This is a genomic window from Polaribacter sp. HA6-7 (genome assembly GCF_055693625.1).
In genome coordinates this window covers 876,052-888,509 of sequence record NZ_CM146338.1, presented here as the reverse complement: position 1 = coordinate 888,509, position 12,458 = coordinate 876,052, and the positions used below count along the sequence as shown (strand labels likewise).

Below are 12,458 nucleotides of genomic sequence, written 5' to 3'. Positions count from 1 at the left end.
AAGCAGGAAATAGCTTCTAATTAATAATTGCGTCTTGAATTACTTGCTGAATTTTGGTTCTCATATTACTTCTAATCAAACCTCGATTATCCATGTTTGGATATACTCTGTTTGATAAAAACACATAAACCAATCCGCTTTTTGGATCTGCCCAGGTGTAGGTTCCTGTAAAACCAGTAATGCCCAAAACTCTCTTCGGATACGCAACCACAAGTTGCTTTAACTCTAGGATTAAGTTGTGGTTTATCGAAACCTAAACCTCTTCTAACCTTTTCTTTAGAAAAATATCTATGATTAAATTTATCTATAGTTTCCGGTTTTAAATAACGTTTACCGCCATAAAAACCTTTTTGTAAATACATTTGCATTATTTTACCAACATCGTTTGCATTGGCAAATAAACCCGCATGACCACCAACACCACCTAACATTGCTGCGCCCATATCGTGCACATAACCTTGCAGTAATTGATTTCTATAATATGTATCTATTTCTGTAGGAACAATTTCATTTCTATGAAACTTTTTTAATGGTAAATATGTGGTTCTATCTGCACCCAAAGATTGATAAAAATTTTGATCTACTAGTTTATCTAAAGGTTTGTCGTATTGTAATTCTAAGGCTTCTTTAAAAATATAATATCCTAAATCGCTGTATTTATAACCAACTCGTTCTCTTTGGTCTGCTTCCTTAATATATTTGTAAATGCTATCTTTATAATTATGATTGATAAATAAATTTTCTGCTACTTTAATATCAAATTTATTCGACTTTTTACTGCTATAAAACGTAGCCAAATTCTTACCTGTTATGCTGTCTTGCGTATCTTTATAAAACGGAATCCAAGCTTTTAATCTACCAAAATGAGATAAAACTTCTTTTACAGTAACTTTTTCTTTATTTGAGTTCGAAAAACTTGGTAAAATATCTCTTAAGCTAGCAGACAAAGGTATCTTTTGTTCTTCTTCTGCTTTCATTATTAAAGGCAACGATGCTAATATTTTAGTTAACGATGCTAAATCATATATATCAGAATTTTTAACAGGTATTTTTTTATCGTGTGTATGGTAACCATAACTTTTTTCTAAAACCACCTTACCATTTCTTGCTACAAATATTTGTAAACCTGGTGCCATTTTTTGGCTGATAATTGTATCGGCCATTTTATCGATAGCTGCCAATTTTATAGAAGACATTCCTGCTGCTTCGGTATTGTATATTCGAATCTACTGAGATTTGTGCTTGTTAACCCAAAACCTTCTTTAAATTCTGAACCAATAGAAACAGGCAATTTACCTTTTGCTGTAATTGCACCAAACAATATTTGTGCAGATACTTCTTGAGAAATTATACTATTTTGATACGAAACAATTAAACCTTCGATATTTGCAAAACTTTTAATCTGTAATAAACTATACGGACTCGCAAAAACATCTAATATCACCGATTTTTCTCTTGCAATTTCTTGCAACCAAACCAATTCTTTATTCGTAAACTTATAGCTTTTCCAAGGATGTTGGTTTGATTTATGAAATCCAATAATTACATAATTATACGGTTTCAATTTTGTTATCAATCCGTCTAAATTTTTATCAGCAACAACATCTACTTTTGTATAATTTTTTAGCATGTCTACATAAGCTGTATTGTCTGCATCACCCAATTTTACATACGCTATTTTTTGCTTTTCTAAATCTCTAATTGGTAAATTACCATTTATATTTTTTAATAAAGTAATCGAGTTTTTTACCAATTCTCTGTGTAATAACTTATCTTCTACTCTATTTAGATCTTGTTCAATATTTTCTACTACAACTGGTTTGTAGTTGTGTAAACCTGCCCAATATTTAGATTTTAATATTTTTCTTACAGAAAAATTTAATCGCTCTTCTGTTAACGTTTTTGTTTCTAAAGCCTTTTTAATTAAAGTTACAGAACCTGGTACATCTTGCGGAATCAACAACAAATCGTTACCAGCTTGTATCGCTGCTAAATCTATTTGTGCAGAGGTAGCATAATTGGTAGCACCTTTCATGTTTAAACCATCAGTAATTATTAAACCTTGAAAGCCTAATTTTTCTTGTAATAAATTTGTTACAACATTTTTAGAAAGTGATGTTGGCAACGTTGCATTTGGCTCTAAACTTGGTATGTTTAAATGCGCTGTCATTACACTTGCCAAACCAACGTCAAATGTTTTTTTGTACGGATACAATTCTATAGAATCTAAACGTGCTGCATCAAAATTTAAAACTGGTAAAGTATGATGAGAATCTGCTGCCGTGTCACCATGACCCGGAAAGTGTTTACCGTTTGCTAAAACACCTTCACTTTGCATACCTTTAATAAAAGCAATTGCTTTTGCAGTTACATTTTCTTTACTTTCACCAAAAGATCTATTTCCAATAATAGGATTTTCTCGGATTTACATTCACATCAATAACTGGCGCAAAATTTACATGAATTCCTATTCGTTTTGCATGTTGGCCTAAATGTTTACCAAATTTTGTAATTAAAGAATCGTTTCTAATGGCACCTAAAGTCATATTCCAAGGAAATCGATATGTATTTTTTAAACGCATATCTAAACCCCATTCACCATCAAAACCAATTAACAAAGGTACTTTTGCAGAATCTTGATATCTATTATTTAAAATCGCCTGTTTTTCTGGCGTACCTTGCATAAAAATTAAACTACCAACATGATATTTTGTAATCATTTTGTTTATAAAACGCTCATGCTTTTCATCTAAATTAGAATACGCTTGCACCATAAAAAGCTGTCCAATTTTTTCATCAATAGACATACTATTCATTATGCTATCTACCCAAATTTCTTGTGCAACAAAATCTTTAGTTCTTAACGGATCTAATCTTTGTGCACTTAAACTTAACGTAAAAGCAATTGCTAAAAAGGCTAATATATTCTTCTTCATTCTAATTCTTTCGATATTTTTTTGGCGTTTCAACAGGCTTTCGCTACTCGCTTTTTTAGGTTTGTTCTTCATACATTTTTTCTTCCTTCGTCAAAAAAAACACTCGAACTTTCACCTAAAAAAGAGCTCAAACAGACCGCTCTATCCTTAACGCAACTTCTTGCCAACAGGCTTTATTATACTAAAACAATAGTTATACCAAAAAGCGTTTATGCCAACTATCTTTTGCAGTAATTTCCCAATTATTTTCAAAATCTTCTTTGGTATTTACCATGTTGTTAAAAACAATTGTGTCTGCAGTAATTTTCTTCTCTTTTGCAAATCTTTGAAAATCAGATAATTTAACAAGGTTTATATTTTCGTTATCTTTAAAAGTAACGTTCATTTTATTCATTAAATCTAATTGTAATTCTTTTTCTAAAGCTTGTACAAAACGCACAGAACTATCTATAGAACAACCAGAAACATTGTTAAAACTTTCGTCTACTGCCAACACTAAAAACTGATTGTATTTAATAGTAAAAGAGCCTTTTAAATCATCACCGTGACGTGTCCATTGATTTATAAACTCTTCTGCTTTATCAGAAATAAACTGTATTTCATTTTCTGTAAATTCTCTATCTGCTTGGTAAATCCAAACACGAGAGTTATTTGGTAAATTGTTATATGCTGTAAACATTATTTTTATTTTATTTTACAATTGTTATTCGTCAAAAAAAGTAATTCTATCTTAAATTAAACTTTTGTTGCAACGCTTGTAACTTTTCTGCATCCGTCATTTTCTTTTTTGGCGGATTCATTCTTTCTTTTATTTGTCTTAAAACCTTTTTTGTGTACAACGGAAAATCTGCATTTTGCATCCAATTATTGTACCCAGGATTTTCTTTAAAAACTTCTTCTACCGTTCTGCCTTTATACTTTCCGAAAGAAAAAATCTCTTGCTTTTTATCGTTCATCAAAATAAAACCTGCAAAATCTGCTCTTTCGCCATGTGTAGAATATTCACTTAAAGCATCTACAGTATTTTCTATATCGTCGTATTTATCTAACTGAGCTAACAAAATTTCGTACGTTGCATTTGTATCTGCTTCTGCACCATGAGCGCCTTCTAACTCTCTACCGCAATAAAACTGGTATCCTGCACTTAATGTTCTTTGCTCTTTTTTATGAAAAATAACTTGTACATCAATTGCTTTTCGATCTTGCATATCAAAATCGATTCCGGCACGCATTAATTCTTCTGCTAAAAGTGGTATATCGAATCTATTAGAATTAAAACCTGCCAAATCACAACCTTCAATCATAGCGCTTACCTCTGTTGCCAACTCTTTAAAAGTTGGCTCATTTGCAATTTTTTCGTTTGTTATTCCATGAACATCTATAGAACTTTGTGGAATTTCAATCTCAGGGTTTACCAACCACGTTTTACTTTCTTTATTTCCGTTAGGAAAAACTTTTAAAATTGCAATTTCTACAATTCTATCTGTGGCAATATTAACTCCTGTAGTTTCTAAATCGAAAAATACAATTGGTTTTGTTAAGTTTAAATTCATTTTTATATTTTCTAAAAGCAAAAAACTAAAACACAACATTTTAGTTTACCACTTATTTATTCGTTGTTTAATTGATTTTTAAATTCTTCGATTCTTGCGGCATCTTTAGCAGGCAATTCTGGTGCTTTAAAATCGTATTTATCTAATTCTTTTTTTAATATTTCTGCTAAAATATATCTAGCAGAAGGTTTATCATCTGCCGGAATTATAAACCAAGGTGCATTTTCTTTTGATGTTCTGTTTAGTAAATCTTCATAACAAAACTGGTATTTATCCCACAATTTGCGTTCTTTTAAATCTCCTGCAGAAAACTTCCAATTCTTTTACGGTATATTCAATCTTCTTAACAATCTATTTTTTTGTTCTTCTTTAGATAGATTTAAAAAGAATTTAAGAACTATCGTTCCGTTTTTTACTAAATGACTTTCAAAATCATTAATTCTATCCATTCTATCATGATAAAAAGCATCGTCTAAATCGTCTAAACTTTTTACGGTTGGTATATTTTCGCCGAAAACATATTCTGGATGCACTCTTGTTACCAAAACATTTTCATAATGAGTTCTATTAAAAACACCTATTTTACCTTTTGCAGGCAAAGCTATATAATGCCTCCACATAAAGTCATGTTTTAGCTCTAATTCTGTAGGTACTTTAAAACTATGCACTTCTACACCTCTTGCATTTACATCTTTAAAAACCTCTCTAATTAAGCTATCTTTACCGAAGTATCCATACCTTGTAAGCAAATTAACACACTATATTTACCTTCGGCATACATAGCATCTTGCATTTTACTTATTTTTTTACGCAATTTTTTTAATGATTTCTCTGCGTCTTCTAGAACTTCTTTTGTATTAAAATCTTGTAATTTAATAGCACTAGAAACTCTATATTTTTCTGTTTTCATCTGATAAATATTAATTTTTAAAGATAAAAAAATCTCTTTTTTATCGCGGTTTTTAAAAGATATTTAACAAAACATTAAAAAAGGTTTCAGAATTAAAAAAAGCTTAACAGAAAAGGAAATTTAAAGTTCTTATCTTTGGTAAAATCGTAAAAAAACACTCAATAATGAAACTTAAAATAACATACTTATTAATTGTAGCTTTTTCTATTTTTTCTTGTAAAAAAGAAGAAACTAAAAAACAAAGCGAAGAAACAGTTACATCAACAGAAAAAACAAGCAATACTTCTGATTTAAAGATTACACCAATTTCGCATGCAACTGCTGTATTAACTTTTAAAGACGAAATTATTTATTTAGACCCAACTTTAGGTCAAGAGGCTTTTTCCGGTTTTAAAAAACCTACTTATGTTTTAATTACTGATATTCATGGTGATCACATGGATTTAAAAACATTAAAAGCTCTAGACCTATCATCAACAAAAATAATAGCACCAAAAGCGGTAGCAGAAAAAATTAAAGACATTAATGCAAAAGAAATTATTGTAATTAATAATAGTGAAACTAAAAGTTTTACAAATTTTAATCTAGAAGCAATTCCGATGTATAATTTAAGAGAAGAAGCTTTAAAATTTCACTCTAAAGGAAGAGGAAACGGCTATATTTTAACCATTAATAACGAAAGAATTTACTTTTCACGGAGACACAGAAGATATACCGGAAATGCGCAATCTAAAGAATATTGACAAAGCATTTATTTGCATGAATTTACCTTATACTATGACGGTAGAAAGTGCTGCAGATGCTGTTTTAGCCTTTAAACCAAAACAAATTTACCCATATCATTACAGAGGTACAGAAGGTTTAAGCGATGTTACTAAATTTAAAGAAATCGTAAATAAAAACGATAATTCTATCGAAGTTGTGCAGCTAGATTGGTATCCGAATAGAAAATAATTAAAAAATATATTATATGAAGTATTTTAAAAAAACATCATTATTTCTTTTAACAATTATAATTTTAAGCGCCTGTAGTTCAAATCCCAAAAAAGCAGTTGCTGTTATTAGCCCAAAAAGCGGTAGCGATATTTCCGGAACTGTAACTTTTATAGAACAAGATGGTATGGTTACCATGAAAGCAGAAGTAAAAGGCCTTTCTAAAGGAAATCATGCAATTCATATTCATAAAATTGCTGATTGTTCTTCGGATGATGGAAAATCTGCTGGCGGACACTGGAATCCTACCGAAAAAAATCATGGAAAATGGTTACAAGATCCTTTTCATATTGGTGATATAGGAAATTTAGTTGTTGATGAAACCGGAAAAGGTTCTATTGAAAGAAAAACAGATTTATGGTCAGTTGGCGGCGAAAATGATTTAAAAAATGTGGTTGGTCATGCGATTATAATTCATCAAGGACCCGACGATTTTAGCTCTCAACCTTCGGCGCAGCAGGTGCAAGAATTGGTTGTGGAGAAATTACTAGAAAATAATATTTAAAATATTGCCAAAACTTTTTACCTATAAATGGTAAAAACTAAAAAAACATCTATCATCTAAACAGTACTACTATTTTGATGATAGATGTTTTTATTATCAATCTTCTTTTTTCAACTTTTCTAAAGTTAACAAATTATTTGTTTTTATAAAATCCATAGAAAAGTTTTAGAAAAAACAATAATTTAAGAGTTTGCAGAATCAAATAGATGGAAAGAAGTTTAAAAAAAACAGCCAATTAAAAAAAGTTATTTTATAATTCTTTAAAAAACTTACATTTGCAAAATGCGAATAGATATTATTTCAGTTGCTCCAGCCTTGTTAGAAAGTCCGTTTAATCATTCTATAGTTAAACGCGCTAAAGAAAAAGGATTGGCAGAAATTATAATTCACGATTTACGCGAATACGGTTTAGGAAACTATAAACAAATAGACGATACACAATTTGGTGGTGGTGCAGGTATGGTTATGATGATAGAACCGATTGCAAACTGTATTAGAAAGCTACAATCGGAAAGAAAATATGATGAAATAATTTATATGACTCCGGATGCCAAAACATTAAACCAAAGTACTGCAAACACACTTTCTTTAAAAGAAAACATCTTAATATTAACAGGACATTATAAAGGTGTAGATCAAAGAATTAGAGATTTATTTATAACTAAAGAAATTTCGATTGGAGATTATGTGTTAACTGGAGGCGAGTTAGCTGCTGCTGTATTAGTTGATGCTGTAGTTCGATTAATTCCGGGAGTTATTGGTGATGAACAATCTGCACTTACAGACTCTTTTCAAGACAACTTATTATCTCCGCCAGTTTATACTAGACCTTCAGATTTTGAAGGGAATAAGGTTCCTGAAATTTTATTATCTGGTAATTTTCCAAAAATTGATGATTGGAGAACTGACAAAGCTTATGAAAGAACGCAAGAAATAAGACCAGATTTACTAGACGAAAATTCGTAAAAAAACATTTTAAATTTTATTTATTTGGAAACATTACTAAATTACATAAAGCAACACAAAGCAATTTCTTGGGTTTTAGGTTTTCAATTATTTAGAATTTTACTTTTACCATTTATGGGCTTAATGCCTCAAGATGCTTATTATTATTTATACGGACAAAATTTATCTTTATCTTATTTTGATCATCCAGGGATGATTGGATATATTTTAAGATTATTTACAGATATTCTTGGCACCTCTATTTTTGTAGTAAAATTTGCCGATTTTTTTATTACCTCTTTAACTATTCTTAGTTTTTATAAATTAGCTTCTTATTTTTTATCCAAACAAAAATTAGAACGAGCTTTTGTATTATTAGCTTCTACCATATTTATTTCGATTTTATCGTTTAACTCAACTCGAGATGTACCTTTACTATTATTCTGGTCACTAAGTTTAATTAGCCTTTACAAAGCAATTTTCGAGAGTAAAAAATGGTATTGGGTTTTTGCTGGTTTGGCAATGGGACTTGCATTTAACAGTAAATACACTGCAATTTTATTGCAATTTGGTTTATTAGCTTTTTTAATTTTTTCTAATAAATATAGAAAATTGTTACTATCACCGTGGTTGTGGTTTTCTTTAATAATTTCTGTTGCAGTTACTTTTCCTGTTTGGTATTGGAATTATCAAAACGATTTCGCTTCGTTTGCTTTTCAATCATCAGAAAGAACAAGCTCTATAACAGAATTTAAAATTTCACCAAACTATTTCTTTGGTGCAATTGGCCATCAAATGTTTTTATTGCTACCTGTTTTATTTCTAATTTTTATAACTTTTACTTTTAAATATGTAAAAAGAGCTGTTACAAAATTTAAAATTCCGCAAACTAAAACATTGTTTTTATTAGCCTTTTTTATTCCAACTTTTTTAGGTTTCTTTTTATTGACACCTATATATTGGGTAAAATTAAATTGGATGATGCCATCGTACATCACCGGAGTAATTATTGCAGGAATGTTTATCAGTAAAAAAATACTAAAAATTCAGCTTATATTTTCTATTGTATTTCATTTGTTAGTTAGTTTACAAATTATCTTTTATCTAGTTCCTATTAAAAGTGATGACACTTGGGTTGGATGGAAAGAATTAGCAACAGAAACAGAAAAATTAAAAGAACAATATACAGACGCTTTTGTTTTTTCTAATGATAACTATAAAACTTCGGCAGCACTAAACTTTTTTATGGAAGATAAAGTGTACGCCCAAAACATTATTGGTTTACCAGCTTTACATTTTGATTATTTAGGCGACAATTTAAATGATTTAAAAGGTAAAAGCGCAATTTTTATAGATTCTGATAAGCGTTTTAAAGACAAAAATAAATTAGGTAAAATTGATAGTTTACTAACTAATAAATTTAAAAAGGTAACTGAATTAGAACCAATTATCATCAAAATAAACAATAAACAGAGTAGAAAATTCGGATTTTCTATTGTACTGACTATCAACCTTAAAAATAGTTCGCATTTAGTTTTTAGAACTAAAAAAAGTACTACTTTTGCAACCGCTAAATTAACCTCTGACGAAAAAATCGTGAATGTTGTTTTACAAAACCAATTAAATTAAAAGATATGGAATCTTTAGTAAAATTTGTACAAGACGAATTTGTAACAAAAAAAGAATTTGCAGAATTTGCAGCAGGTGATACAATCACTGTTTATTATGAAATTAAAGAAGGTGAAAAAGTACGTACTCAGTTTTTAGAGGTGTAGTTATTCAAAGAAGAGGTGTAGGAGCTTCTGAAACTTTTACTATCAGAAAAATGTCTCGGTACTGTAGGTGTAGAAAGAATCTTTCCTGTAAACTTACCTTCTATTCAAAAAATTGAAGTTAATAAAAGAGGTAAAGTTCGTAGAGCTAGAATCTTTTACTTTAGAAGTCTTACTGGTAAAAAAGCTAGAATTACAGAAAAAAGAAGATAATTCTTCAATTTATAAAAATACTAAAAAGCACTGTTTTATTACAGTGCTTTTTTTTGTTTTAAACTTATTTAAAACCGTCTATATTAAAAGGCTGTCACCCAAAAATTAAACTCAATAAAGATGAACAAATAGTTAAATTTTGTTTAATTTTTCGAATAAAAACATATTCACATCAATACATGCTTTTTATTATCAATCCCCTATAAAAACAAGGTAATTAATAACAATTAAACAATTAGAATTTCACATTAAATTCATAAATTTGTTCCACTTTTTTTACGAAATCCATTTCGTATAAAGTTTAATTTCTAAAAAACAATTAAAAATGAGCAAAATAGCCAAAATTGTATATACAAAAACTGATGAAGCTCCTGCTTTAGCAACACGTTCTTTTTTACCAATAGTAAAAGCATTTACAAAATCTTCTAATATAGAAATTGAAGTAAAAGATATTTCTTTAGCTTCTAGAATTCTTGCTAACTTTTCTGATTATTTATCAGAAGAACACAAAGTAGAAGACGCTTTAGCATATTTAGGTAATTTGGCTAAAAAGCCGAAGCTAATATTATTAAATTACCAAATATTAGTGCTTCTGTACCACAGTTAAAAGCTGCAATATCAGAATTACAAGATTTAGGCTATAGTTTACCAGATTATCCGGAAGAAGTTACTACAGATGAAGATAAAGCTGTATTAGCTCTTTATAATAAGGTAAAAGGATCTGCAGTAAACCCTGTTTTAAGAGAAGGTAATTCTGACAGAAGAGCGCCAAAAGCTATTAAAAATTATGCACGTAAAAACCCACATTCTATGGGTGCTTGGGGTGCAGATTCTAAAACACATGTAGCTACAATGAGCGAAGGTGACTTTGCACATAACGAAAAATCTGTTACAATAAATAATGCTACAAACGTAACAATTACACACGTTGCAGATAATGGAACTAAGACTGTCTTAAAAGAAAATTTATCTTTAATTGATGGTGAAATTATAGATGCAACTGTAATGAGTAAAAAAGCATTGCTTTCTTTCTTAGATAAAGAATTTGCAGATGCTACAGCACAAGGCGTTTTACTTTCTTTACATATGAAAGCGACTATGATGAAGGTTTCTGACCCAATTATTTTTGGTCATGCTGTAAGAACTTATTTTAAAGAATTATTTGAAAAACATGCTGCTACTTTTGATGAAATTGGAGTTGATGTTAACAATGGTTTCGGTAACTTATTAAGCAACTTAGATGAAGTATCTGCAGAAAAGAAAACAGAAATTCTAGCTGATATCGATGCTATTCTTGCTAAAAATGCAGATTTAGCAATGGTAAATTCTGATAAAGGAATTACTAATTTACACGTTCCTTCTGATGTAATTATTGACGCTTCTATGCCAGCAATGATTAGAACATCCGGAAGAATGTGGAATTCTAAAGGAGAGTTACAAGATACAAAAGCAGTAATACCAGATAGTTCTTATGCAGGTATTTATGCTGCAACTATCGATTTCTGTAAAAAGAATGGTGCTTTCGATCCTACAACAATGGGTACAGTTCCTAACGTTGGTTTAATGGCTCAAAAAGCAGAAGAATATGGTTCTCATGATAAAACTTTTCAAATGTCTGCTTCGGTAAAGTTATAGTTACAGATGCTGATAACAACACTTTATTAGAGCACAATGTAGAAGAAGGAGATATCCGGAGAATGTGTCAAACTAAAGATTTACCAATTCAAGATTGGGTAAAATTAGCAGTTACTAGAGCAAGAGCCTCTAAAACACCTGCTGTTTTTTGGTTAGATGCTAACAGAGCTCACGATGCAGAAATCATTAAAAAAGTAAATACATATTTACCAAATCATGATACTTCGGCTTAGACATTAGAATCTTATCACCTATAGAAGCTACAGAATTCACTTTAGAAAGAATTGTAAAAGGAGAAGACACAATTTCTGTTTCGGTAACGTATTAAGAGATTATTTAACAGATTTATTTCCTATTTTAGAAGTTGGTACATCTGCAAAAATGCTTTCTATAGTTCCGTTAATGAATGGTGGTGGATTGTTTGAAACTGGTGCCGGAGGTTCTGCCCCAAAACATGTACAACAATTTATAGAAGAAAACCATTTACGTTGGGATTCTTTAGGGGAATTTTTAGCATTAGCAGTTTCTCTAGAGCATTTAGGTACTGTTAACAACAATGCAAAAGCAATTGTATTATCAGAAACTTTAGATGATGCAACAGATAAATTTTTAGATAACGATAAATCTCCATCAAGAAAAGTTGGCGAATTAGACAACAGAGGTAGTCATTTTTATTTAGCAATGTATTGGGCTGAAGGATTGGCTAATCAAGATAAAGATGCAGATTTAAAAGCTACGTTTACCAAAATCGCAAACGATTTAAAAGAAAATGAAGCTAAAATTGTATCAGAATTAAATGAAATTCAAGGTAGCGCTAACAATATTGGTGGTTATTATCAACCAACAGATAGTTTAGCAGATGCTGCTATGAGACCAAATACTTTACTAAATTCTATTTTAGCAAGTATTTAATCTTTAAAATTATTAGTATTATAAAATCCGGTGTTTTCACCGGATTTTATTTTTACACAAATACGATTCTTATTCTAAATTTTT

General features: G+C 29.9%; 7 protein-coding genes and 4 pseudogenes. 7 read left to right on the top strand and 4 right to left on the bottom strand.

Going from position 1 to position 12,458, the window contains the following annotated elements:
• Positions 1–16: 16 nt before the first annotated feature.
• From ACZ1HD_RS04970 to ACZ1HD_RS04955, 4 genes and pseudogenes are all read right to left on the bottom strand, one after another.
• A pseudogene (locus ACZ1HD_RS04970) lies at positions 17–2,936 on the bottom strand (glycoside hydrolase family 3 N-terminal domain-containing protein).
• 193 nt (positions 2,937–3,129) lie between these two features.
• Positions 3,130–3,615, bottom strand: a complete 486-nt coding sequence (locus ACZ1HD_RS04965; protein WP_077808777.1) for an ABC transporter ATPase — start codon at positions 3,613–3,615, stop codon at positions 3,130–3,132.
• Between the two features lie 46 nt (positions 3,616–3,661).
• Complete coding sequence (locus tag ACZ1HD_RS04960; protein ID WP_079738399.1) at positions 3,662–4,489, bottom strand: 3'-5' exonuclease; 828 nt, start codon at positions 4,487–4,489, stop codon at positions 3,662–3,664.
• A 56-nt stretch (positions 4,490–4,545) separates the two neighbouring features.
• Positions 4,546–5,408 (bottom strand): annotated as a pseudogene (locus ACZ1HD_RS04955) (PPK2 family polyphosphate kinase).
• 155 nt (positions 5,409–5,563) lie between these two features.
• Here ACZ1HD_RS04955 and ACZ1HD_RS04950 point away from each other — a divergent pair.
• The 7 genes and pseudogenes from ACZ1HD_RS04950 to ACZ1HD_RS04920 all read left to right on the top strand — a co-directional run bounded on the left by ACZ1HD_RS04950 (position 5,564) and on the right by ACZ1HD_RS04920 (position 12,374).
• Positions 5,564–6,142 carry an MBL fold metallo-hydrolase gene (locus ACZ1HD_RS04950; RefSeq protein WP_472688802.1) on the top strand — a complete coding sequence of 193 codons (579 nt, stop codon included), beginning with the start codon at positions 5,564–5,566 and terminating at the stop codon, positions 6,140–6,142.
• Between the two features lie 16 nt (positions 6,143–6,158).
• Positions 6,159–6,353, top strand: coding sequence for a hypothetical protein (locus ACZ1HD_RS04945; protein ID WP_472688801.1), 195 nt, complete (start codon positions 6,159–6,161; stop codon positions 6,351–6,353).
• 16 nt (positions 6,354–6,369) lie between these two features.
• Positions 6,370–6,897: a superoxide dismutase family protein gene (locus ACZ1HD_RS04940; protein ID WP_472688800.1), complete on the top strand. Its 528-nt coding sequence runs from the start codon at positions 6,370–6,372 to the stop codon at positions 6,895–6,897.
• A gap of 282 nt (positions 6,898–7,179) precedes the next feature.
• A complete protein-coding gene (gene trmD, locus ACZ1HD_RS04935) occupies positions 7,180–7,863 on the top strand; it encodes a tRNA (guanosine(37)-N1)-methyltransferase TrmD (protein WP_077808771.1) in 684 nt (227 codons plus the stop codon).
• Positions 7,864–7,887: 24 nt separating this feature from the next.
• Positions 7,888–9,471 carry a glycosyltransferase family 39 protein gene (locus ACZ1HD_RS04930; protein WP_472688799.1) on the top strand — a complete coding sequence of 528 codons (1,584 nt, stop codon included), beginning with the start codon at positions 7,888–7,890 and terminating at the stop codon, positions 9,469–9,471.
• A 5-nt stretch (positions 9,472–9,476) separates the two neighbouring features.
• Positions 9,477–9,827 (top strand): annotated as a pseudogene (rplS, locus tag ACZ1HD_RS04925) (50S ribosomal protein L19).
• A gap of 325 nt (positions 9,828–10,152) precedes the next feature.
• Positions 10,153–12,374, top strand: a pseudogene (locus ACZ1HD_RS04920) (NADP-dependent isocitrate dehydrogenase).
• Positions 12,375–12,458: the final 84 nt, after the last annotated feature.

Bases quoted from the DNA above. Each gene is read 5' to 3' on its own strand.
- ACZ1HD_RS04965 (WP_077808777.1), bottom strand. From the start codon at position 3,615: ATGTTTACAGCATATAACAATTTACCAAATAACTCTCGTGTTTGGATT.
- ACZ1HD_RS04960 (WP_079738399.1), bottom strand. From the start codon at position 4,489: ATGAATTTAAACTTAACAAAACCAATTGTATTTTTCGATTTAGAAACT.
- ACZ1HD_RS04950 (WP_472688802.1), top strand. From the start codon at position 5,564: ATGAAACTTAAAATAACATACTTATTAATTGTAGCTTTTTCTATTTTT.
- ACZ1HD_RS04945 (WP_472688801.1), top strand. From the start codon at position 6,159: ATGAATTTACCTTATACTATGACGGTAGAAAGTGCTGCAGATGCTGTT.
- ACZ1HD_RS04940 (WP_472688800.1), top strand. From the start codon at position 6,370: ATGAAGTATTTTAAAAAAACATCATTATTTCTTTTAACAATTATAATT.
- trmD (WP_077808771.1), top strand. From the start codon at position 7,180: ATGCGAATAGATATTATTTCAGTTGCTCCAGCCTTGTTAGAAAGTCCG.